The 22,289-nt window shown below is 65.8% G+C and carries 18 protein-coding genes; 7 read left to right on the top strand and 11 right to left on the bottom strand.

The features are described 5' to 3' along the window. Positions 1-23 precede the first annotated feature (23 nt). The 8 genes from KBI52_RS23295 to KBI52_RS23260 form a co-directional block, all read right to left on the bottom strand. Positions 24-266: a twin-arginine translocase TatA/TatE family subunit gene (locus tag KBI52_RS23295; RefSeq protein ID WP_173948195.1), complete on the bottom strand. Its 243-nt coding sequence runs from the start codon at positions 264-266 to the stop codon at positions 24-26. Between the two features lie 57 nt (positions 267-323). Further along, positions 324-1,448, bottom strand: coding sequence for an ABC transporter ATP-binding protein (locus KBI52_RS23290; RefSeq protein ID WP_173948196.1), 1,125 nt, complete (start codon positions 1,446-1,448; stop codon positions 324-326). Continuing rightward, complete coding sequence (gene scpB / locus KBI52_RS23285; protein WP_371823203.1) at positions 1,445-2,152, bottom strand: SMC-Scp complex subunit ScpB; 708 nt, start codon at positions 2,150-2,152, stop codon at positions 1,445-1,447. Before scpB ends, KBI52_RS23290 begins: the two co-directional genes overlap by 4 nt. Positions 2,153-2,165: 13 nt before the next feature. Then, complete coding sequence (locus tag KBI52_RS23280) at positions 2,166-2,966, bottom strand: ScpA family protein (RefSeq protein ID WP_173948198.1); 801 nt, start codon at positions 2,964-2,966, stop codon at positions 2,166-2,168. 40 nt (positions 2,967-3,006) lie between these two features. Beyond that, positions 3,007-4,026, bottom strand: coding sequence for a beta-N-acetylhexosaminidase (gene nagZ / locus KBI52_RS23275; protein ID WP_173948199.1), 1,020 nt, complete (start codon positions 4,024-4,026; stop codon positions 3,007-3,009). Positions 4,027-4,084: 58 nt separating this feature from the next. Then, positions 4,085-5,512 carry an SPOR domain-containing protein gene (locus tag KBI52_RS23270; RefSeq protein WP_210811907.1) on the bottom strand — a complete coding sequence of 476 codons (1,428 nt, stop codon included), beginning with the start codon at positions 5,510-5,512 and terminating at the stop codon, positions 4,085-4,087. Between the two features lie 107 nt (positions 5,513-5,619). Next, positions 5,620-7,380 carry an arginine--tRNA ligase gene (gene argS / locus KBI52_RS23265; RefSeq protein ID WP_173948201.1) on the bottom strand — a complete coding sequence of 587 codons (1,761 nt, stop codon included), beginning with the start codon at positions 7,378-7,380 and terminating at the stop codon, positions 5,620-5,622. A 106-nt stretch (positions 7,381-7,486) separates the two neighbouring features. Beyond that, positions 7,487-8,701, bottom strand: a complete 1,215-nt coding sequence (locus KBI52_RS23260; protein ID WP_210811906.1) for a deoxyguanosinetriphosphate triphosphohydrolase — start codon at positions 8,699-8,701, stop codon at positions 7,487-7,489. 88 nt (positions 8,702-8,789) lie between these two features. Here KBI52_RS23260 and erpA point away from each other — a divergent pair, with 88 nt between their 5' ends. Next, positions 8,790-9,116, top strand: a complete 327-nt coding sequence (gene erpA, locus KBI52_RS23255) for an iron-sulfur cluster insertion protein ErpA (RefSeq protein WP_173948203.1) — start codon at positions 8,790-8,792, stop codon at positions 9,114-9,116. An 81-nt stretch (positions 9,117-9,197) separates the two neighbouring features. Next, on the top strand, positions 9,198-11,057 hold the full coding sequence (locus tag KBI52_RS23250; RefSeq protein WP_210811905.1) for a hypothetical protein: 1,860 nt from the start codon (positions 9,198-9,200) through the stop codon (positions 11,055-11,057). A gap of 246 nt (positions 11,058-11,303) precedes the next feature. Here the strand turns inward: KBI52_RS23250 and KBI52_RS23245 are convergent, their stop codons facing one another. Next, positions 11,304-13,607 carry an NADP-dependent malic enzyme gene (locus KBI52_RS23245; protein WP_173948205.1) on the bottom strand — a complete coding sequence of 768 codons (2,304 nt, stop codon included), beginning with the start codon at positions 13,605-13,607 and terminating at the stop codon, positions 11,304-11,306. A 99-nt stretch (positions 13,608-13,706) separates the two neighbouring features. Between KBI52_RS23245 and KBI52_RS23240 the strand changes: the two genes are divergently transcribed. Beyond that, positions 13,707-14,327, top strand: a complete 621-nt coding sequence (locus KBI52_RS23240) for a CatB-related O-acetyltransferase (RefSeq protein WP_173948206.1) — start codon at positions 13,707-13,709, stop codon at positions 14,325-14,327. Positions 14,328-14,460: 133 nt separating this feature from the next. Here KBI52_RS23240 and KBI52_RS23235 read toward each other — a convergent pair whose 3' ends face one another. Continuing rightward, on the bottom strand, positions 14,461-15,315 hold the full coding sequence (locus tag KBI52_RS23235) for a glycosyltransferase family 2 protein (RefSeq protein ID WP_173948207.1): 855 nt from the start codon (positions 15,313-15,315) through the stop codon (positions 14,461-14,463). Continuing rightward, on the bottom strand, positions 15,312-17,120 hold the full coding sequence (gene aspS / locus KBI52_RS23230) for an aspartate--tRNA ligase (protein ID WP_210811926.1): 1,809 nt from the start codon (positions 17,118-17,120) through the stop codon (positions 15,312-15,314). Before aspS ends, KBI52_RS23235 begins: the two co-directional genes overlap by 4 nt. A gap of 730 nt (positions 17,121-17,850) precedes the next feature. Here aspS and KBI52_RS23225 point away from each other — a divergent pair. The 4 genes from KBI52_RS23225 to KBI52_RS23210 all read left to right on the top strand — a co-directional run bounded on the left by KBI52_RS23225 (position 17,851) and on the right by KBI52_RS23210 (position 22,284). Next, complete coding sequence (locus KBI52_RS23225; RefSeq protein WP_210811904.1) at positions 17,851-17,994, top strand: hypothetical protein; 144 nt, start codon at positions 17,851-17,853, stop codon at positions 17,992-17,994. Positions 17,995-18,112: 118 nt separating this feature from the next. Then, positions 18,113-18,523 carry a hypothetical protein gene (locus tag KBI52_RS23220; RefSeq protein ID WP_173948209.1) on the top strand — a complete coding sequence of 137 codons (411 nt, stop codon included), beginning with the start codon at positions 18,113-18,115 and terminating at the stop codon, positions 18,521-18,523. A gap of 333 nt (positions 18,524-18,856) precedes the next feature. Beyond that, a complete protein-coding gene (locus KBI52_RS23215) occupies positions 18,857-20,107 on the top strand; it encodes an HlyD family efflux transporter periplasmic adaptor subunit (RefSeq protein ID WP_210811903.1) in 1,251 nt (416 codons plus the stop codon). Beyond that, the gene (locus tag KBI52_RS23210) at positions 20,104-22,284 is read left to right on the top strand and encodes a peptidase domain-containing ABC transporter (RefSeq protein ID WP_210811902.1); all 2,181 of its coding nucleotides are present in this window, start codon (positions 20,104-20,106) and stop codon (positions 22,282-22,284) included. The genes KBI52_RS23215 and KBI52_RS23210 overlap by 4 nt, the downstream gene beginning before the upstream one ends. Positions 22,285-22,289: the final 5 nt, after the last annotated feature.

Here is a 22,289-nt window from a genome sequence, read left to right as displayed (position 1 = left end):
CGAATGGCGGCGGCGCACGAAGCTCAGCCGACCTTGTGGTCCGTCGTCGCGGTGCTCGTGGGAGCGCCGGCCTGATGGTCGATGGTCCGGACGGGCTCCGCCGGCTGCACCGGCTTTGCCGGGGTGTCGTCCTCGGACATGCCCTTCTTGAAGGCTTTGATGCCCTTCGCGACGTCTCCCATCATGTCGGAGATCTTCCCGCGTCCGAACAGCAGGACGACGATCAGACCCACGACGATCCAGTGCCAAATACTCGTGCCACCCATGGCAATTCCTCCTGCGCCCGAAAAGGCGCGGTCTTTCAATGTGAACTCGTCGCCAACCTATGCGTCGGAGGCGGCGAAAACAAGGACATCCTTCGTATCGATCTCGATGCCCACATCCTGTCCCTCTGTCACGCCAGCGGGATCGTGAATGCGGGCCTGAAGCGGACGATCGAGCCCCGGCACGTCAATGTGCACGAGATCGACCTCGCCGAGAAAGCGACGAGACACCACACGTCCCGGCAGGCAGAAGCCCGCCGGTTTGAGCCTAACCCCCTGGGGCCGCACGCAGACGATCGCCGGACCGTCCGCCAGATGCGGCGCCGGAAAGACCCCCACGGGACAGGAAACCCGGCCGTTCCGCACCGAGCCCTCAAGCTCGTTGAAATCGCAGAAGAAGCGGGCCGCGAACAGATTGGCCGGGCGCCGATAGATCTCCTCGGCGTCGCCTTCCTGAATGATCGTGCCGGCCCGCATGAGAACGATCCGGTCGGCGATCCGCATCGCCTCCTCCGGATCGTGCGTCACCACGATGGTCGTCGCCCCGGTTTCCCTCAGGATCGCGACCGTCTCGTCCCGGATGGCGTCCCGCATGCGCCGGTCGAGATTCGAGAATGGCTCGTCCATGAGAAGGACGCCGGGCCGCGGGGCGATCGATCGCGCCAGCGCCACCCGCTGCTGCTCGCCGCCCGACAGGGTATGAGGATACTCCCCGGCATAGTGCTCGAGCCCGACGCGCGACAGGGCACGCCGGGCGGCAACGCCGGCTTCCGCGGCCGAGAGGCCCTTGAGACCGAACATGATGTTCTGCAGGATCGTCATGTGGGGGAACAGGGCATAATCCTGGAACATCAGCCCGATGCCCCGTCGCTCCGGCTCCACGAAAGCCCGCGGGCCGGTGACCTCCAGGCCGTCCATGAGAACCCGGCCGGCGGTGGGCGCCTCCACACCGGCAGCGATGCGCAGAAGGGTGGTCTTCCCGCAGCCGGAGTGACCCAGCAGGCAGATGATCTCTCCCGGCTCGATCGTGAGCGACACCCCGTCGAGGGCTCGCTGGGTATCGTAGGCCTGGACGATGTTCTCGAAGGTGAGCTGGGCCGGGATCGACGCCCCTGCGGTGCCGCGCTGCCCCCATCGGGGCAGGCGGAACCGGTCGCGGGCCGACGCGACGGGCCTTGCGGTCATTCCTGGCCCGCCTCGGTCTCGTGCATGTCCAGGGGCTGGAGCGGCTCGTCCTCGAGCGGATCCTCGTCCTCGCGCAGGGCGTCGGCGTCGGAAGGCGTGGGCACCGAGAGGTCGGACGGAACGCGTCCCTCGATGAAGCCCGCGCCCTTGAGTTCCTCGAGGCCTGGCAGATCCTCGATGGCATCGAGCCCGAAATGCTCCAGGAAGCCGGGCGTCGTGCCGTAGGTCACCGGGCGGCCGGGCGCCTTCCTGCGCCCCCTCAGGCGGATCCAGCCCGTCTCCAACAGGGTATCGACCGTCCCCTTGGACGTGGCGACGCCGCGGATCTCCTCGATCTCCGCGCGGGTCACCGGCTGGTGATAGGCGATGATCGCGAGGGTTTCCATGGCGGCGCGCGAGAGCCGGCGCTGATCGACCACGTCGCGCGCGAGCACGAAGGACAGGTCGCTCGCCGTCCGGAAGGTCCATTTGCCGGCCACCCGGACGAGGTTGACGCCCCGCAGCGCGTAGAGCTCGGTCAGGTCCTGGAGAATCCTCTCCACGTCCGCACCTTCCGGCAACCGGCCGCTCAGCTCCTGGGCGCTCAGGGGCGCGGGAGCGGCGAACAGGAGCGCCTCGGCGATCCGCATGGCCTCGCCGTGATCGGGAACATGGCTGACCTCGGGAGCCTCGGTGTCGGGCGTGGGGCCGGTATCGTCCTGCATGTCGGGCAGCATCCTAAATTCCTGCCTGGGCCGGGTCCGCCACCGGCTTGACCCAGACGGGAGCGAAGGCCTCGTCCTGCCGGACCGTGAGCTTGCCCTCGCGCACCATCTCCAGGGTCGCGGACAGGGCCGAGGCCAGAACGGTCGGACGCATGGCAGGCTCGACCATGTATTCGACGAGATAGGTGTCGAGGGTCACCCAGTCGCTCAGGTGACCCACCAGGCGCTCCAGGGCATCGCGCGCATCGACCAGGGACCAGACGGTCCGCTTGTGCAGGGACACCCTGGCGTTGAACTGGATCTGCCGCTGCTGGGCATAGGCCTTGAGAAGATCGTAGAGGCTCGCCTCGTAGCGGGAATTACGATTGACGATCACGGGCTCGGGCGCCCCGCGGGCGAAGACGTCCCGGCCGAGCCAGGCGCGCTCGCCCATCTTCTTGGCGGCCTCGCGGATCGCCTCCAGACGTCGCAGGCGCAGGGCAAGCGCCGTGGCGAGATCCTCAGCGCTGGGCTCCTCGCCCTTGGGCGGTTCGGGCAGCAGGAGGCGCGACTTGAGGTAGGCGAGCCAAGCCGCCATCACCAGATAGTCGGCCGCCAGCTCCAGGCGCATGCGGCGCGCCTCCTCGATGAAGGCGATGTACTGCTCGGCCAGCGCCAGGATCGAGATGCGGTGGAGGTCCACCTTCTGGCGCCGGGCCAGTTCCAGCAGCAGGTCGAGCGGTCCTTCGAACCCGTCCACGTCGACGAGAAGGGCGGGCTCGCTCTCGGCCCGCTCCGTGCGTTCGACATCCTCGAAGGGTAAAGGGTTTGCCATGGACCTTGCTCAACTCATGAGGTTCGAAGCTTCATAAGCTTTAGGCGATCATCGCAAGCGCGGAATCGAGCCTGGACCTGGCATCCACAGGATCCAGAGGCTCCGGATCGTGGGTGATGCGATCTAACGCAGCGTTAGCTCGGCGGAGGGAATCCCCTTCCAGCGCGGGGGCGGCCTCGGCCACGGCGCTCATTTCGTCCATGTTGCCGTTGCAATGAAGGGCCATGTCGCAGCCGGCGGCAAAAGCCGCCTCCGTCCGGCCCTGGAACGAACCGGAGAGAGCCTGCATGGACAGGTCGTCGGTCATTACCAGCCCGTCATAGCCGATATGGCCCCGGATGATCTCCTCCATGACGATGCGGGATGTCGTGGCCGGGTGCTCCGGATCGAGCGCCGTGTACACCACATGCGCGGTCATCGCGAGCGGCATGTCGGTGAGCATCCGGAAGGGAGCAAAATCGTGCCTTTCCAGCTCCTCGCGGGTCGCTTCGACCACCGGGAGGGCGAGGTGGCTGTCGGCGCCGGCCCGGCCATGGCCCGGCATGTGCTTGACAACCGGCAGGACGCCTCCGGCCATGAGCCCCTCGGCGGCCGCACGGCCCAGAATGGCGACCTGATCGGGCGTCTTGCCGTAGGCCCGGTCGCCGATGATGTCATGCGCGCCCGGTGACGGCACGTCCAGAACCGGCAGGCAATCCACCGTGATCCCCACGGACCGGAGGTCGTGGGCGATCAGACGCGCTCCGAGACGGGTGATCTCACGCTGGACCAGCGGATCGTTGGCATGAAGGCGGCCGTAGGTGCTGCCGGAAGGGTATTTCGGCCAATGCGGCGGCCCCATGCGCTGGACCCGGCCGCCCTCCTGGTCGATCAGGATCGGAGCATCCCCGCGGCCGACCGCCTCCCTCAAGGAAGCGCAGAGCGCCCTCACCTGCTCCGGGCTCTCCACGTTGCGGCGGAAGAGAATGAAGCCCCACGGGTTCGCCTCCTTGAAGAAGGCGATCTCGTCCGGGGTGAGGTCATAGCCGGAGCATCCAGCAATAAAGGCGCGGGTTGTCATACCCGCGCCTTACGTCCCCTGCTCGGCAGGGTCAACATTTCTCAGCTGCCTCGCTCGGTCAGTTCTTCGCCACGAAGCACTGTCCGCCCTGGCCCTGGAGCTTGGAGCAGAGGGACGAGGCCTCCTCCTTCGACAGCGGCCCGACGCGGACCCGATAAATCGTGCTGCCGTTCACCTCGGCCTTGCGGATGAGAGCGGGCTTGCCCTCCAGGTCGGAATACTTGCGCTGGTAGGACGCAAAGGCCGTCTGAGCGGCGGTTTCCGAGTTCGCCAAGCCGAGCTGAACCGAGAATCCGCCCGTCGGCGTCGTCTCCGCTGCCGCCGGAGCAACGGGCTGAACCGAAGCGACCTGCTGGGGTGCCGGCGTGGCCGCGGGAGTGGCGGCCGCAGCGACCGGACGCGGCGTCGGCGCCGAGGCTGTCGGGGCCGCCGGCGTGCTGGCGGCCGGTCTGGGCTGGGCCGAGGCGACCTGAACGGGGGCCGGTGTCGCACGGGCTGCCGGAGCCGGCTGGGCCTGTGGCGGCAGGGTCATGGCGGCGGACGAGGTGGGCTGCGCTGCCGGCTCGGATCCCGCCACCGTTCCGTCGGGCCGGATCGTGACGGTGCGGACCTTCTTGGGCTCACCGAGATTCAGGCTGGCGGTCTGATGAGGCTTGACCACACCGCCCGGGACGGTGCCCCCGGTCGCATCCGCGACCGCGCTTCCGTTCATGCGCACGGCCTGCTGCACGTCGACCGGCTGCTCCTCGCGGTTGACGACCTTGGTCGCCCCACCCTGATTGGCACGCTCGTAGATCTGCTTGTTCTGGTTGGGAATCTCGACCCCGCCAGGATTCTGCGGCTGCACCTTCGTGGGCTCGCTGCTCGCCTTCACCAGGGGAGGTTCGCCACCCGTGACCGAGGAGGAGCCGGACGCCAGATAGGCTCCACCGCCGCCGAGGACGATAGCGCCGACCACGGCCGCCATCGCGACCACGCCCTTGCGGGAGCGCCCTTTCTGGGCCGGTGCGTAATCCGGAGCGCCGTCGTAGTCCTGTTCGGCATACTGCCCGGCCTGATCGGCGTAGTAGTCCTGAGCATAGGCCTCGTTGCCATACCCGTCCTGATCCTGGTGGACAGACTGATGAGCATAGCCGGGCTCAGGGCTGCGGGCGTGGCTTTGGGCATAAGAGCCCTGATCGAAGGAAGAGCCCGCGGGCGCCACCTGAGGTGCCCGCGCCGTTACCGGGCGACCTGGTTGCGGCATTGTGTCGCGGACGGCGAAAATATCGTCGATGGAAGAATTCTGCGGCCGCGGACGGGCGGAACCGTCATTGGCCAAAATGGCTTGAAAAGGATCGTCTTGCCCCACGATTCGGGCCAATTCCGCGAGCGGATCGGTCCGCCCGGCGGGAACCGGCTGGGAATGCGGGCTGCCCGCCTGGGCGAGTTGCCGTTCGATCTCGGTGAGGTCGACGGCAAAACGGGGCTTCAGTGATTCGCTCATGCGCCGGATCTCCAGTTACGCGACAGGAGCACCTGCTGCTCCGCCGGCACGACGTAACGGAACCCGACGCGTATGCTTCGTAAGCGATTGATTCGCCTCAAGAAACACTATCGCATTTCATCGGGTGCCGTGACGCCCAGGATTGCGAGACCAGATGCGAGCACACCCTTCAGGGCATGCACGAGAGCGAGCCTCGCCTGTGTTGAATCTTTATCAGTTAGATTAACAAAGCGTAATTGCGGCAAGTCTTTGCCCTTATTCCATAAACTATGGAAGGCGCTCGCCAGGTCGTAGAGGTAGAATGCGACCCGATGGGGCTCGTGGGCTTCGGCTGCCGCCTCGATCATCCGCGGGAACTGGGCGATGCGGTGGATGATGTCCATCTCCGCCTCGTCGCTCAGGATCGACAGATCGGCCTGCTCGAGCTGGGCCGCCGAGAAATCCACACCCGGGAACGCCTCGGCCGCCTGACGGAACACCGACGCGCAGCGGGCATGGGCGTACTGGACGTAGAAGACCGGGTTGTCCTTGGACTGCTCGACCACCTTGGCGAGGTCGAAATCCAGGGTGGCGTCGTTCTTGCGGAAGATCATCATGAAGCGGGTGGCGTCCCGGCCGACCTCGTCGACCACCTCCCGCAGGGTCACGAAATCCCCCGACCGCTTGGACATCTTCACCGGCTCGCCCCCGCGCAGCAGCTTGACGAGCTGGCAGAGCTTCACGTCAAGCTCGGCCCTGTTATCCGAAACGGCCTTCACGGCCGCCTGCATGCGCTTGACGTATCCGCCGTGATCGGCACCCCACACGTCGATCATCGCCGCGAAGCCGCGTTCGAACTTGGAGCGATGATAGGCGATGTCGGAGGCGAAGTACGTGTAGGAGCCGTCGGACTTGAGAAGCGGGCGGTCCACCTCGTCGCCGAACGCGGTGGCGCGGAAGAGAAGCTGCTCCCGGTCCTCCCAATCCTCATCCTTCTGGCCCTTGGGCGGGGGCAGACGGCCCATATAGACGAGATCGCGACCGCGAAGCTCCGTGATGAGCTCCCGGACCTGGTCGGAAGGCTCCAGCTGGAGCGACCGCTCCGAGAAGAACACGTCGTGATGGATGTTGAGCGCCGCGAGGTCGTCCCGGATCATGTCCATCATGGCGTCGATGGAGATCCGGCGCACGAGCGGCAGCCACTCGGATTCCGGTCGATCGAGCAGCGCCGTGCCGTGCTCCTTGGCGAGCCGCTCGCCGACCGGCTTCAGATAATCGCCGGGATAGAGCCCCTCCGGGATCACCCCGATATCGTGGCCCAGGGCCTCCTTGTAGCGGAGATAGGCCGAGCGGGCGAGAACATCGACCTGCGCGCCGGCATCGTTGATGTAGTACTCGCGGGTGACCTTGTAGCCGGCGAAATCCAGGAGACCCGACAGGGCGTCGCCGAAGACCGCGCCCCGGCAATGGCCCACATGCATCGGACCGGTCGGATTGGCCGAGACGTACTCGACGTTGATCGGCGATCCTGCCCCCTGGCCGCTCCGGCCGAAGCCGTTCGTGTCCACGAGCGCGGCCCGCAGAACCTCGTGCAGGACGGAGGGCGCGAGCCGGATGTTGATGAAGCCCGGCCCGGCGATCGCCACCTGGGTGACTCGCGGGTCGTCCTTGAGATCGGCGACGAGGAGCTCGGCCAGGGCGCGCGGGTTCATGCGTGCTTCCTTGGCCAGCACCATGGCGGCGTTGGTGGCCAAGTCGCCATGGGAGGGATCGCGCGGGGGCTCGACCACGACGCGGCTGACGTCCAGCCCCGAGGGAATCTTGGCCTCCCCGGCCAACCGGCCGAGCGCATCCGCAACCCGCTTCTCAAACAGCCCGAAAATGTTCATGGTACTTCATCTCAATGGGCGACAGGCCCTGATCGCAGCCGACAAAACGCTTCATGAGCCCTCGACCGAAGAGGACGGCGGGCCGTTGCGAAGGATGCAGCCGCGCCTAACGCAAGTCCGGCGTTACGTCAAACAGGCGCCGGTGTTCGAGGATCGCGTAGCGGTCCGTCATGCCTGCAATGTAATCCGCCACGCGGCGGGACAGGCGCGGTTCGTCGTCCCGCGGCAGATCGGCCCTCCATTCCTCGGGCATCAGATCCGGCTCGGCCTTGAAGCGCCTGAACAGGTCCCGCAGCACGTCGTCTGCCTGGGCACGGACCCGCATGACGTCCGGGTGGCGATACATGCGGGCGTAGAGGAAGCGCTTGATTGAGGCGTCGGCCTCTTTCATGGCGCTCGAGAAGCACACCATGGTGTCGCCCGCGCGGCGGATATCCTCGGCATTCCGCGGAGACAAGGCGGCGATCCTGCGCTCGCCCTCGGCCACCACGTCCTCGACGAAGCGGGTGATGACCCGACGGGTCAGTTCGTGGATGCGCCGGGACAGATCGAGGCCCGGGTAGCGCGCGTCGATCTCCTTCAGGAGGCCGTCGAGGAACGGCACCTCGCGCAGCTCCTCGATCCGGAACAGCCCGGCCCGCAACCCGTCGTCGATGTCATGGGCATCGTAGGCGATGTCGTCGGCGATCGCCGCCGCCTGAGCCTCGCCGCCGGCATGGGTGGCGAGGTCCAGATCCTGCTGGGCGTTGTACTCCAAGATCGCCAGCGGAACCCCGCGCGCGGCATAGCGCAGGGTCGGGCGCCCCTCCGGATCCAGGAGCGGGCCGTTATGCTTGACCAGCCCCTCCAGGGTATCCCAGGTGAGGTTCAGCCCGTCATATTCGGCGTACCGACGCTCCAGACGGGTCACGACGCGCAGGGCCTGGGCGTTGTGGTCGAAGCCGCCGAACCCGGCCATGCACTCCTCGAGCGTATCCTCGCCGGTGTGTCCGAACGGGGTGTGGCCGAGGTCGTGGGAGAGCGCCAGGGCCTCGGCGAGATCCTCGTCGAGCCCCAGGGAGCGGGCGAGCGCCCGGGCGATCTGGCTCACCTCGATGGTATGAGTCAGGCGGGTCCGGAAATGGTCGCCCTCGTGATAGACGAAGACCTGGGTCTTGTGCTTGAGCCGGCGGAAGGCCGAGGAATGGATGATCCGGTCGCGGTCGCGCTGGAAGTCGCTGCGGGTGGGCGAGACCGCCTCCGGGTAGAGCCGGCCGCGGCTCACCCAAGGATCACAGGCGTAAGGGGCTCGCCATCTCTCGCCAAAGGGCCGCACGATCATCCCCGGGTTGAAGCCTTGTCAGGGCGCACTTACCTTGCTCATAACACCTTGTCCAAAGAATACGTCCTCCCGAGGACTGGAAGTGCCCATGACCGGTATTACCCTGACCGAACGCGCCGCCCGCCGCATCAACGAGATCATGGCTGCAGAACCGGCCGGCTCGCACCTGAGAATCAGCGTCAACGGGGGCGGCTGTTCGGGGTTCCAATACGCCTTCGACGTCGACCGGACCCGGCAGGACGACGATCTTGTGATCGAGAAGGACGGAGCGACCGTCGTGGTCGACGAGGTCTCGATCCAGTACATGGACGGCTCCGTCATCGACTTCGTCGACGACCTGATCGGCCAGTCCTTCAAGATCGAAAACCCCCACGCCACCGCATCCTGCGGCTGCGGCACCTCGTTCTCGTTGTAAAATCTTTACCTAAGGTCTTATTGTCCGCCGCGAATTCAATCCAGGTTGGTCGGCGACGGATTCGCCGGCTTGGGGGACAGGATGAGACTTTCTTATCGCGCAGGGATCTGCGCACTCGCCTTACTGGCCGGTTCGGCCGCTTTGCAGTTCGAGCCTGCCGTTCTTCGCAACCTCGTGGTCGACGCCGGCGGGCACCGCCTCGCGGTCGGCGCGGTCAAGGTTCCATTATGGAGCGCGGCCGTCGCGCAATCGGCCGACAGCCTCAGCCTGGACAATGTGAGCTTCACCTTCGGGTCCACGACCTACGAGGCCAAGCGCATCGAGTTTTCCGGGATCTCCTCCTCGCGGGCCGATCTCGAGGCGCTGTTTTCTTCCTCCTCGACCGAGCCGATGGAAAGCCGCCTGAAGCGCATCAGCGTGAAGCAGATTCTGATTCCGGAAGCACGGGTGAAGCAGACCCTCGGCCAGGACGTCCAGACGACGACCTATCGCAACACCACGCTGACCGATGTCGTTCAGGGCCGGATCACCTCGGCGATCATCGAGGCGACGGGCGCCGAGACGAAGCGCGCCAAGGGCAGCCTCGTCGTCAGCAACGGCCGCGCGACCATGAGCGAGCTCGACCTGACGGCACTCGCACGGCTCTATGAGGCGAAAGCCGAAAGTACGTCGGCTCCCTTTGCGAAGATCTACGGCGCCTTTGCAATCGAGAACATCGACGTCACCGACAACGAGACGAACGTGACGTTCAAGGTCGGGCGCATGAGCGGCCGGGACTTCATGGGGCGGCAGACCCGGGATTCCTGGAATGGGACCTTCGGCCTCTTCACCGAGATGGCCGAAAGGCAGGAGCTTTCGCCCGAGGATCAGGCACGCTTCTTCCCGGCCCTCGCGGACCTCCTCGATGCCTTCCAGATCGGTTACGTCGAGGCCTCCGGGATCGAGGTGAACACGAAGACCAAGGGCAAGCCCGGCCAGGCCCGCATCGGCCGGGTCGCCTATACGGGCGGGACGGAAACGCAGCCTGCCGACATGCGATGGGAAGGTTTCGAGTTCTCCGACAAGGAGAACCGCGTCAAGCTCGACGGCCTGAGCCTGACGGGTTTCTCGTTCCGTCAGACCCTCGACGGTCTGCGGACCCTCCAGGGCAAGTCCTTCGACGATCTCGATCCGGCTATGATCCGCAGTCTCGTCCCCACCCTCGGGACCCTGCGCCTGCAGGGCGTCTCCATCGACGGGACGACGGACGACGAGGGCAAGAAGGTGAAGGTTCAGGCCGGCCTGAAGGGCTTCGAGCTGACCGCCGACAAGCCCGTGAACGCCATCCCGACCAATTTCAGGTTCGGTCTGCAGAACCTGACGATGGCGCTGCCGTCGAACAGCACGGATGACGGCGTGAAGGAACTCGTGGCGCTCGGCTACAAGACCATCGACGTCTCTTTCCTGGCGGCCGCCACCTGGAACGAGGCCGCGAGCGAGATCGCTCTCAGCGAGGTCTCTTTCCAGGGCCTGGACATGGGCAATATCGGCCTGACGGGCCGTATCGGGAATGTCGGCAAGGATCTCTTCAACCCGGACACGGCGCTCGCAACGGTCGCCCTCGTCGGGGCCCGGGCTAAAGCTGTCGACCTCACGGTCGAGAACAAGGGTCTGTTCGAGCGCTACATGGCCCAGGCCGCCAAGGAGCAGAAGACGACGCCCGAATCCCTGCGCCGCACCTATGCGGCGGCGGCGGCTTTCGTCGTTCCGGCGATGATCGGCAGTTCCGAGCAGGCCCAGACCCTGAGCCAGGCCGTCGCCCGCTTCATCGCCAAGCCCGGCAAGCTTTCGGTCAGCGCAACACCCAAGGACTCGTCGGGTCTCGGGATCGCAGAAGCGATGGTGGTGCAGGACCCGAAAGATATCCTCGGGAAGCTGAACGTCAGCGCGAAGGCGGAGTAACGCCTGCCCTTCCGCATAGGCATCGCGACCGCCGGAGGCCCTGTCGCTCCGCTGTCATCACCGGTCTTCTATCGCCCTCCTGGCCATGGCACCCGATCCCGCCATGGCCGGCCTCGTGCCGGCCATCTCGATCGGAGATGGCGCGGCGTTTCACAGCATCGGGATCACCGGGACAAGCCCGGTGATGGCGAGGGGGAATGGCGCTCCGGCCTGTCCGGATGAGGGCTCATCCGGACGTGCACGGGATCAGATCAGCGACGGCTGATCCTCCTCGGCCGCCTGCGCCTCGACGACCGCGATCGCCGTGATGTTGACGATGCCGCGGGCGGTCACGGACGGGGTCAGGATATGGGCGGGCTTGGCCGGACCGATGAGGATCGGGCCGACCGGGAGCGAATCGGCCAGCACCTTGGTGAACTGGAACGCGATGTTGGCTGCGTCGAGGTTCGGCATGATGAGCACGTTCGCCTCGCCCTTCAGCCGCGAGTTGGGATTGACGCGCTCGCGGATCATCTGGGACAGCGCCGAGTCGGCCTGCATCTCGCCGTCGACCTCGAGGTCGGGCGCGCGCTCGGTGATGCACGCCAGCGCCTCCCGCATCTTGAGCGCCGAGCGGCTGTCGGCCGCGCCGAAATCCGAATGCGACAGGAGCGCGATCTTGGGCTCGATGCCGAACCGGCGCACGTGGCTCGCGCAGGCGATCGTCATGTCGGCGATCTGCTCCGCAGTCGGATCGATCTGCACGTGGGTGTCGGCGAGGAAGTAGGCGCCCTTCGACGTGATGACGAGCGACAGGGCCGCCATTTCGTGCACTCCGGGAGCAAGCCCGATGATGTCCTTGATGTGCTTGACGCGGGACTGGAACCGGCCTTCCAGGCCGCAGATCAGCGCGTCCGCGTCCCCTCGCCTCACGGCGAGGGCCCCAATGACCGTGTTGTTCGTGCGCACCAGGGTCCGGGCCGCGTCAGGCGTGATGCCCTTGCGGCCGGCTGCCTCCACGTAGGTGGCCACGTAATCGCGGTAGCGCGGATCGTCCTCCGGGTTGACCAGCTCGAAGTGGCGTCCGATCTCCATGGACAGGCCGAAACGCTTCATGCGGGCTTCGACGACGTTGGGGCGCCCGATGAGGATCGGTTTGGCGATGCCCTCCTCGACGATGACCTGCACGGCCCGCAGCACGCGCTCGTCCTCGCCCTCGGCGTAGATGACGCGTTTCGGACCGGCCTTCGCCTGCGAGAACAGCGGCTTCATGATGAAGCCCGAGCGGAACACGAAGCGGCCGAGGGATTCCGCATAGGCGTCGAGATCCGCCAGAGGCCGCGTCGCCACCCCGGACTCCATCGCGGCCTTTGCGACGGCCGGCGCGATGCGCAGGATGAGCCGAGGATCGAACGGGCTCGGAATCAGGGACTTGCGGCCGAAGGGATGCGCCTCGCCGCCATAGGCGCGCGCCACCACCTCGGACGGGGCCTCGCGGGCGAGGCCCGCGATGGCCTTCACGGCGGCGGCCTTCATCTCCTCGTTGATGGTCGTCGCGCCCACGTCGAGCGCGCCACGGAAGATGTAGGGGAAGCACAGGACGTTGTTGACCTGGTTCGGATAATCCGAGCGCCCGGTGCAGATCATCGCGTCGGGCCGCGCGGCCTCGGCCTCCTCCGGCATGATCTCCGGATAGGGGTTGGCGAGCGCCATGATCAGCGGACGCGGGGCCATCTGGGCGAGCAGTTCGGGCTTGAGGACGCCGCCGGCCGAGAGGCCCAGGAACACGTCCGCGTTGGGGATCACGTCGGCAAGCGTGCGCGCATCGGTGACTTGAGCATAGGCCGACTTCCAGCGGTCCATGAGCTCGTTGCGACCCTCGTGGACCACGCCCTTGATGTCCGTGACCCAGATGTTCTCGCGCTTGGCGCCCAGCGAGACCAGGAGATTGAGGCAGGCGAGCGCCGCAGCGCCGGCGCCGGACGTGACGATCTTCACGTCCTCGATCTTCTTGCCGGCGAGCTCCAGGGCGTTTGTCACGGCCGCGCCCACGATGATCGCGGTGCCGTGCTGGTCGTCGTGGAAGACCGGGATACCCATCCGGGCCTTCAAACGCTCCTCGACCTCGAAGCATTCAGGCGCCTTGATGTCCTCGAGATTGATGCCCCCGAAGGTCGGCTCCAGGGCTGCGATCACCTCGACGAGCTTGTCCACGTTCTTCTCGGCCAGTTCGATGTCGAACACGTCGATGCCGGAGAACTTCTTGAACAGGACCGCCTTGCCCTCCATGACGGGCTTCGAGGCGAGCGGGCCGATGTCGCCGAGCCCCAGCACGGCTGTGCCGTTGGAGATCACGGCGACCAGGTTCTGGCGGGAGGTAAGGTTGGCGGCCTCGGCCGGGTCGGCGGCAATCGCCTCGCAGGGGGCGGCTACGCCGGGAGAATAAGCCAGCGCCAGGTCGCGCTGATTGCCGAGGGGCTTGGTCGGCTGGATCTCGAGCTTTCCGGGGCGCGGATGCTGGTGGTAGAACATCGCTCCCGATTTCAGATCCTGCGAGATGTTGTCTCCCATCCCCGACGCTCCTTGCACTGACCGAACCAACCTGGAGGCCCTTGTGCGCGCCCTTCACCCTGCCGTCAATGTTCTTGTCTCAGCCCGCGGGGTCGCACGATGAAGCTCCGGCACCGCCTGAAGAACTGGCGCAACCCGCACAACCAGACCCGCGTCCACCTTGCCCGTATGGCGGAACGCCATGGTTACGAAATCGGCGAGTTCACCTATGGTAAGCCCAAGGTCCGATTTCCGGAATCAGGCCGCAAGCTCACCATCGGCCGCTACGGCTCCATCGCCGACAAGGTGGAGATCCTGCTCGGCGGCAACCACCGCACCGACTGGGGCACGACCTATCCCTTTTCGGCCTTCCGCGACCTCTGGCCCGCGGCGCCGAAGAGCGAGGATTATCACACCTCGCGCGGCGACGTGACCATCGGCCACGACGTGTGGCTCGGCTCCGGCGCGATCATCATGTCAGGCGTGACCATAGGGCATGGCGCGGTGGTGGCGGCCCATGCCATCGTGACCAAGGATGTCCCGCCCTATGCCATCGTCGGCGGCAATCCGGCCAGGGTGATCCGGCACCGTTTCGACCAGGAGACCATCGCGGCGCTTCTCGACGCGCGATGGTGGGACCTGCCCCGGGACAAGATCGCCACCCTCATCCCGCTGCTGCAGAGCGACCGGATCCGCGAGCTGATCGCGGCCGTGAAGGTGCTGCGGACGCAATGCTTGTGAGACTTCCGAAACCATCCTCCTCGTCATCACCGGCTTTGTGCCGGTGATCTCGATCCGAGAAGCGCAGCGTTTCACATCATCGGGATGGCCGGGACAAGCCTGGCCATGACGTGGGAGGAGATTTGGCAGGACCTCAGAACGCTTTTCGGCCCCGCATCGCCGCCCACGCGCCTGCGGCGGAGCCGGCATAGCGCTCGATCAGACTGCGCCGGAAGGTCAGGCTCGCCGCGACGGCTTTCAGCCCGTTGACCGCCGCCATGCCGGGCGCCGGGTTCGGCAGGCCGTACTTGCGGCTTACGTAAGCGCGCGACCAGGCCTGGTGCCAGCGGGACGTGAAGATGCGGCCGGGCCGTTCCCCGCTCGACCGGCCGCGCCCATGCCGCACGACGGCCTGCGGGACGTAGATCAGCGCCGAGCCGGAATCGGCCACCCGGCGGCACAGGTCGTCGTCCTCGTAGAACAGAAAGATGTTCTCGTCGAAGCCGCCGAGCTCGAGGAACACGTCGCGGCGGATGAGGAAGCAGGCGCCCGAGAAGAACGGCGCGCAGGCCTCGCCCTCGGGAACGACGAGCTTGCCGCCGGGATTGGTCAGCGAAGTCGCGAGGAGCGAGCGCGGCTGGTAGAACACGCGCCCGCTGGGCTCCACGATCTGCGGCGCGAAGAACGCCGCGTCCGGATAACGCCGCGCCGCGTCGACGAGGGCCACGACCGCGCCCCTGTCGACGACGCAGTCCGGATTGACGACCAGCACGAACGCGGTTCCGGCCGCCCGCACGCCGATGTTGTTGGCGCGGCCGTAACCCAAGTTGCGGTCATTGCGGACGACGCGCGCGCCCTGCCCTTGGGCGATGGCCACCGTGTCGTCCGTCGAGGCGTTGTCGACCACGAGCGCCGGCGCTCCGTCCGCCGCCAGCGCGCCGAGACACTCCGGCAGCGCATGGGCGCTGTCGAAGGTCACGACGATGGCGGTGACGTCGTGGGGGCTCATTTCTCCTGCAGGTTCAGCCGGACGTGCAGCTCGCGGAGCTGCTTCGGCGTCGCCTCGGAGGGCGCCCCGAGCAGGAGATCTTCCGCCTTCTGGTTCATCGGGAACAGCGTGATTTCGCGCAGGTTGTGCGCGCCGCAGAGCAGCATCACGATGCGGTCGACGCCGGCCGCCATGCCGCCGTGGGGCGGTGCGCCGTATTGGAACGCGCGGTACATGCCGCCGAACCGCTCCATGACCTCCTTCTCGCCGTAGCCGGCGATCTCGAAGGCCTTCACCATCCGGTCGGGCCGGTGGTTGCGGATCGACCCCGATGCCATCTCGTAGCCGTTGCAGACCATGTCGTACTGGAAGGCCGTGATCTTGAGGATCGTGTCCTTGTCGGTCGGGTCGAGGGCCATGAAGGCCTCATGGTCGAAATCCGCCATGGAGAACGGGTTGTGGGAGAAGTCGATCTTCTTCTCGTCGTCGTTCCACTCGTATTGCGGGAAGTCGACGATCCAGCAGAACTCGAACCGGTCCTTGTCGATGAGGCTGAGCTCGTCGCCGATGCGGGTGCGCGCCTTGCCGGCGAGCGAGGCGGCCTTGTCCTCGGCCCCGGCCGAGAAGAACACCGCGTCGCCAGCCTTGATGCCGGCCTTCTCGCGGATGACCGCCTGAGCGGCCTCCGGGATGAACTTGGCGATCGGTCCCTTGGCCTGGATCTGGCCGCCCTCCTCCTCGAACACGATGTAGCCGAGGCCGGGCGCGCCTTCTGTGCGGGCCCAGTCGTTGAGCTTGTCGAAGAACGAGCGCGGCTGCGCGGCGGCACCCGGCGCCGGGATGGCACGCACGACGCCGCCCGACTTGATCACGTTCTTGAACGCGTTGAAGGTCACGTCCTCGCGGGTGAACACCTCCGACACGTCCGCGATGATCAGCGGGTTGCGCAGGTCGGGCTTGTCGTTGCCGTATTTCAGCATGGACTCGAAATACGGGATGCGCGGGAAGACGTCGGTGACCGGCTTGCCGTCCGCGAACTCCTTGAAGGTGTCGCGGATCACCGGCTCCATGGTCTGGAAGATGTCCTCCTGGGTGACGAAGCTCATTTCCACGTCGAGCTGGTAGAACTCGCCCGGCAGGCGATCGGCGCGCGGATCCTCATCGCGGAAGCAGGGCGCGATCTGGAAGTACCGGTCGAAGCCGGAGATCATGATCAGCTGCTTGAACTGCTGCGGCGCCTGCGGCAGGGCGTAGAACTTGCCGGGATGGATGCGCGACGGCACCAGGAAGTCGCGCGCGCCCTCCGGCGAGGAGGCGGTCAGGATCGGCGTCGTGAACTCGAAGAAGCCGCTCTGCTGCATACGCGAGCGCAGGCTGTTGATGATCGCCCCGCGCTTCATGATGTTGGCGTGCAGCTTCTCGCGGCGCAGGTCCAGATACCGGTACGTGAGACGGGTCTCCTCCGGGTAGTCCTGGTCGCCGAAGACCGGCATCGGCAGCTCGGCCGCCGGACCCAGCACCTCCATGTCGGTGATGTAGACCTCGACCGTGCCGGTGGGCAGTTCCGGGTTCTCGGTGCCGGCCGGGCGCTTGCGCACCTTGCCGTCGACCCGGATCACCCATTCCGAGCGCGCGGCTTCCGCCTGCTTGAAGGCCGGGGAATCCGGATCGATCACGCATTGCGTCATGCCGTAATGGTCGCGCAGGTCGATGAACAGCACACCGCCATGGTCGCGGATGCGGTGGCACCAGCCGGAGAGCCGGGCGACCTGGCCGACATCGGATTCGCGGAGCGCGCCGCAGGTGTGGGAACGGTAACGGTGCATGGAGGCGGACATGGAGAGGCCTGCTGGTTCGGTTTGAAGCGCAACATCCATGGGAGGCGGGGGAAGTCAAGGCGGAAGGATGAAATGTGACAGGCGCAGGCGCCCTCCGGGACAGGCGGAGCCGAGAGTATCCGACCTCCGCAGCCCTGCCGGCCCCTCGGCGCCATCAACGGCCAGGTTTCAGTGGTCCCGATTCTGAAAGCCTCGTGTTTCTTCCTGTCGCGATGGCGGTGACAAGCCAGGCCGTGGCGCCGGGTGCATCGTTGCGGCAGGACCAGGCGCTGGGGGAACGGGGTACACAGCCCCCGCCCCTGCGTTCTCTCCGTGACGCCGCTCAGTGGATCGTCAGGCCGAGGACCGGACCCGCGAGGTTCGTCAGGCTGACGATCAGCATGAAGGTCGTGAGGGTCACACTGAGATAGAGGGAGGCGATGAAAAGGGCCTGCATGGCGTCACCTGTCGAGGAGATGACGGGAATTCTGTCCTGTTCGGCGATTCCTCACAATGGTCCCCCCGGGAGTACCCCGTTCTCGCGTGCGCCGGAGCACATCGCCCGCTTCAAGGACGCCCTCCGCCCAACGGAACAGCCACGACTGTCCGCGGACAAGGCGGTTCAGGCGTCCCGCCCCGAACCGGCACGTCGACGCTCGCGCCGCCTCGAGGCTTGGCCCTAACACAGGTTAAGGCGCCCTGTGGACCGCTTCTCTAGAAGGGTTCTAAGTGAGGTGCAATGAAGCGGTCGCCTGAGGATTTCGTCGAGTACTTTTTTCGGTTCGTCCTGCTCGCGAGCGGCGTCCTCACGGCGATTCTCCTGCTAGCGGCCGTCGCACGCCTCGTGGACACGGACGCCGTGAGCCTGTCGCACCAGCCCTAGAGCGTCACTCGGACCCGAGCGAGTCCCTTCGGAAATGGATGTGGATTCCAGTGGAATTTTCCCCTCCCAGACGTCCGAAATCCTTGCAGAACAAAGGGTGAATTACCATATTCTTCCTATGGTTAACACCCTCGCCACATCCCTGCTGAGACCGGCCCGGAACGCTCCCGTCGAGGAGCGGATCGAGGGCAATTGGCACGTCTATCCGTTCGACGGCGCGCTGGAACTCGACTATGTCGACCAGGCTGGCAACGCGAGCCGGCGCTGGGTGCTGGCGCGCGAGCTGAAGGTAGGCCCCGGCAAGATGCTGCTCGGCGGCATCGACATCCTGTCCGAGGACAGCTATCGCGGCTTCAGGGTCGACCGGATCCAACGTCTGGAGGATGCGGAAACCGGTCTCGTGGTCGAGCACAACATCCTCGACTGGCTCATGAGACGCGCGGAGCGTCAGGCCAAGGCGCGCAGGAAGGCGGCCGCGCAAGGTGCGTCGCTCCACGCGCCGGCAACCGACCGCTTCCCTTCCGGCTAAAGCGGGCGACCGCACCGCGAACGCACAACGGCGCCGGAGAGGCGTCGTCGGCAGATCTGCGTCTCGCAGTCCTTGTCCGCCGTGAGCGGTGAAGCCGAGCAAGCAGCAACTCGGTCATGAAGTCCCGCTGGAAGAGGATGCGCCACCATCGCCGTCAAGCTGCGCGCCCGCTTGTTTCCCTGCTCAGCAGCAAGGGAATGCGCCGGGCTTCTTTGGCTTTGGTGGCGGGGGCGGCGGCTTCGGATTTCCGGTGAGATGAATCGGGTCCATCATGAAGCGAGATCTCTTGCAAAGCCGTCATCGTTGTGAAACTTTATTTCGTTTTGAAACGGAATGACGGCATTGAAGGATCAGTTCTTTCGCCCGCAGGTTTTCGCGAGCAGCGAGCATACGGCAGCCTCGATGCCGGCTGCTCCTGTCTCGTGGCGGATCCTCTGTACCTTTCTGGCTCTCACGACGGGCGCAGCGGCTGCCTTCGTCGTCACGGCCGGCTATGCGCGAAAGGAGACGGCCACCGGGGCACTGATCTCCACGGCCGGGCTTGTTCGCGTCTCGGCAAGGCGAGTCGGCGTCATCACCGCCCTCAGGGTGCGCGACGGCGATCGCATCGCCCCAGGACAGGCGCTCTTCACGATTGATGCTCAGCAGGGCCTAGAGGGTGGCGGCACCGTCTCGGCAGCCCTGATCGCGTCTCTCGACGCGCAAATTCGATTGCTCAAGGAGCAGATCGCTTCGGATCCGGCCCGCGTTGCGAACGAGATCGTTCGGCTCGAGGCTGGCATCCAGAGCGTGAAGGCACAACGGCTGGCCGTGCTCGCCCAGCGCGATTTGCAGGCCCAACTGGTGCAGGCAGCCTCGGAGCGGCGGCAGACCCTCGCCGAACTTTTCCAAAAGGGCAGCGGCACGAAGGTCGCGCTTCAAGAGCAAGAAGCCGTCCACCTTTCCAGCCGCCAGAGCCTGGCCGATCTCGACCGCCAGCTCGCCGCAATCGACAGGGACCTGGAGCAGGCACAACTCCAGCGCGAGCAATTGCCGGTGCAGCAAAACGATCGTGTCTCGCAACTCGGTCTGACTCTCGCCGATCGCGAGCGCGAGCGCACCGAAATCGAGTCTCGCGGCAGTCAGGTGATCAGGGCCCCCGTCGCCGGGCGCGTCACGGCCCTCCAGATCACTCCCGGGCAACTCGTGGATGCGAGCCGCCCCGTCCTCACCATCGTGCCCGAAGGCGCAGAGCTCAAAGCGGAACTCTTCGTTCCGAGCCGCGCGATCGGCTTCGTGCAACCGGGCCAGCAGGTCCGCCTCATGATCGATGCTTTTCCCTATCAGCGCTTCGGCACTCTGGACGGGTCCATCGAAACCGTCTCGCAGGCGGTCCTCGCTCCAAGCGAGATTTTCGGTGCCGTGACTCCGAAGGAGCCGACATACCGTGTGGCCGTCCGGCTGAGGCAGCAGGGTATCCAGGCCTTTGGACGAGCGGTGCCCCTGCAGCCGGACATGGCGCTGCAGGCCGACATCGTTCTGGAGGAACGTTCGCTGCTGGCCTGGCTTCTCGAGCCCGTCCTGAGCCTCCGGGGACGCATGTGACCCTGCTCGACAAGATCGATTTCCTGAATGGCCCGCGACTACCGGTCCTTCTCCAGACCGAGGCGGCAGAATGCGGCCTTGCCTGCCTCGCGATGATCGCGTCCTATCACGGACATGAGACCGATCTGGTGAGCCTGCGGGCCAGGTTCTTGGTCTCCCTGAAAGGCACCACGCTACGGGATGTCCTTACGCTGGCTCAACGGGTCGGTATGACGGGACGAGGACTCCGGCTGGAGCCGGAGCAGCTCAAGAAGATCAAAACCCCCTGCATCCTTCATTGGGACATGAATCACTTCGTGGTCCTGAAGGAGGCGACAAGCCGGCGGATCGTGGTTCATGACCCGGCTTCGGGCCTTCGCTCATACAGCTTGAGCGAGGCAGGACGGCATTTTACCGGCATCGCCCTTGATTTGAGCCCGACGGAGAGCTTCGAGAAACGAAAGGATGTCACCAAAATCCCGCTCTCTTCGTTCTGGGGGCGCCTCGATGGCTTGGGTCGTGCCCTCGGGCAAGCGCTGCTGCTTTCCGCGATCCTGCAGATCCTTGCGCTCGCCGGCCCGTTCTATATGCAACTCGTCGTCGACGACGCGATCCTGAAGGGCGACAGCGGACTTCTGACGGCTCTCGCCTTGGGCTTCACGCTGCTGCTCCTGATCAATGTCGGGGCATCCTGGCTGCGATCGCAGGTGCTCATGTTTCTCGGCAACGCGCTGAACTTCCAGATGAGCGCTAACCTCTTCAACCATCTCGTGCGGCTTCCGCTCGAGTGGTTCGAGAAACGGCATATCGGAGATGTCGTGTCGCGCTTCGGAGCAACCGTGCCGATCCAGAATCTGTTCTCGCAGGGGCTGATCGGCGCGATCGTCGACGGCATCATGGGCGTTCTGACGCTGATCATGATCCTGGTCTACAGCCCTGCCCTTTCGCTCGTCGTTTTCGGAGTTCTCGTTCTCTATGCCTTGCTGAGACTGACCTCGTATCATTTCGTGCGCCGCCTGCAGGAGGAAGCAATCGAGGCGGGCGCGAAGGAGAGCTCGATTTTCATCGAGACCATCCGGGGCATTCAGAGCATCAAGATCTTCGGCCGCGAAGCCGACCGGGAGGCGCTCTGGCAGAACCGCCATGCCGACAGCATCAACAAGGGTATCCGGCAGACGCGGGTCACGATCGGGTTCAGCTCTGCGCATCAGCTGCTCTATGGACTTGAGAACGTGCTCGTCGTCTACCTGGGCGCCCGCGCCGTCATGGCGGGAGACATGAGCGTCGGGATGCTCTACGCGTTCATCTCGTACAAGGAGCAATTCCTCGACAAGATCACCAACCTGATCGAGACCGCCCTTCAGTACCGGATGCTCGATCTGTACGTCGCGCGCCTGTCCGACATCGCGCTTACCCGGAAAGACGCGGACCATCATGGCCGCGGAGGCCTGGTGGAGAGGAGCGTCCAGGGTGGAATTGAGTTGCGCGACGTGGCCTTCCGCTACGCCGACACCGAGCCGGAGGTTCTGTCGGGCGCGACCCTGGCGGTCGAACCGGGCGAGTTCGTCGCGATCACCGGGCCGTCGGGCGGCGGCAAGACGACGCTGCTCAAGATCATGCTCGGGCTGTTCAGGCCGACGCAGGGGCGCGTGCTGATCGACGGCACTCCCCTGGAGGATTTCGGCGTCCAGGCTTTTCGGTCCCAGATCGGCGTGGTGATGCAAGACGACCAGCTTCTGTCGGGCAGCATCGCCGAGAACATCGCGTTCTTTGATGCGCGGATCGATCTCGACCGGATGCGTGAATGCGCGACACACGCCGGGATCGACCAGGAGATCATGGCCATGCCCATGAACTATAATACGCTTGTCGGCGACATGGGCACCGTCCTGTCGGGCGGCCAGCGTCAGCGGGTGCTTCTGGCACGGGCGCTGTATCGCGGCCCTCGCGTGCTCTTCATGGACGAGGGCACCTCGCATCTCGACCTCGACAAGGAGCAGGAGGTCAACCGGGCTCTGGCCGGTCTCGCGATCACCCGCATCGTCATCGCCCATCGGCCTGAGACGATCCGCGCGGCGGACCGGATCGTGGTGCTTCGCGAGGGCCGCGTCTCGCCGCCCATGGACACCGATGCCTTGGCCTTTGCCGAAGCGGCCCGGCAGCCCCTGGGCGGCGTGGCCGGGCTCGGCCGTGCATGACGGGG

The sequence above is a fragment of the Microvirga sp. HBU67558 genome (genome assembly GCF_018069605.1).
GTDB lineage: Bacteria > Pseudomonadota > Alphaproteobacteria > Rhizobiales > Beijerinckiaceae > Microvirga > Microvirga terrae.
Note: the sequence above shows the minus strand (reverse complement) of the source record. Positions and strands in the feature narration are given on the sequence as shown.

What these genes read in the sequence shown, in the direction of transcription:
- KBI52_RS23295 (WP_173948195.1), bottom strand. Translation starts at nt 266, where the DNA reads ATGGGTGGCACGAGTATTTGGCACTGGATCGTCGTGGGTCTGATCGTC.
- KBI52_RS23290 (WP_173948196.1), bottom strand. Translation starts at nt 1,448, where the DNA reads ATGACCGCAAGGCCCGTCGCGTCGGCCCGCGACCGGTTCCGCCTGCCC.
- scpB (WP_371823203.1), bottom strand. Translation starts at nt 2,152, where the DNA reads ATGCAGGACGATACCGGCCCCACGCCCGACACCGAGGCTCCCGAGGTC.
- KBI52_RS23280 (WP_173948198.1), bottom strand. Translation starts at nt 2,966, where the DNA reads ATGGCAAACCCTTTACCCTTCGAGGATGTCGAACGCACGGAGCGGGCC.
- nagZ (WP_173948199.1), bottom strand. Translation starts at nt 4,026, where the DNA reads ATGACAACCCGCGCCTTTATTGCTGGATGCTCCGGCTATGACCTCACC.
- KBI52_RS23270 (WP_210811907.1), bottom strand. Translation starts at nt 5,512, where the DNA reads ATGAGCGAATCACTGAAGCCCCGTTTTGCCGTCGACCTCACCGAGATC.
- argS (WP_173948201.1), bottom strand. Translation starts at nt 7,380, where the DNA reads ATGAACATTTTCGGGCTGTTTGAGAAGCGGGTTGCGGATGCGCTCGGC.
- KBI52_RS23260 (WP_210811906.1), bottom strand. Translation starts at nt 8,701, where the DNA reads ATGATCGTGCGGCCCTTTGGCGAGAGATGGCGAGCCCCTTACGCCTGT.
- erpA (WP_173948203.1), top strand. Translation starts at nt 8,790, where the DNA reads ATGACCGGTATTACCCTGACCGAACGCGCCGCCCGCCGCATCAACGAG.
- KBI52_RS23250 (WP_210811905.1), top strand. Translation starts at nt 9,198, where the DNA reads ATGAGACTTTCTTATCGCGCAGGGATCTGCGCACTCGCCTTACTGGCC.
- KBI52_RS23245 (WP_173948205.1), bottom strand. Translation starts at nt 13,607, where the DNA reads ATGGGAGACAACATCTCGCAGGATCTGAAATCGGGAGCGATGTTCTAC.
- KBI52_RS23240 (WP_173948206.1), top strand. Translation starts at nt 13,707, where the DNA reads ATGAAGCTCCGGCACCGCCTGAAGAACTGGCGCAACCCGCACAACCAG.
- KBI52_RS23235 (WP_173948207.1), bottom strand. Translation starts at nt 15,315, where the DNA reads ATGAGCCCCCACGACGTCACCGCCATCGTCGTGACCTTCGACAGCGCC.
- aspS (WP_210811926.1), bottom strand. Translation starts at nt 17,120, where the DNA reads ATGCACCGTTACCGTTCCCACACCTGCGGCGCGCTCCGCGAATCCGAT.
- KBI52_RS23225 (WP_210811904.1), top strand. Translation starts at nt 17,851, where the DNA reads ATGAAGCGGTCGCCTGAGGATTTCGTCGAGTACTTTTTTCGGTTCGTC.
- KBI52_RS23220 (WP_173948209.1), top strand. Translation starts at nt 18,113, where the DNA reads ATGGTTAACACCCTCGCCACATCCCTGCTGAGACCGGCCCGGAACGCT.
- KBI52_RS23215 (WP_210811903.1), top strand. Translation starts at nt 18,857, where the DNA reads ATGACGGCATTGAAGGATCAGTTCTTTCGCCCGCAGGTTTTCGCGAGC.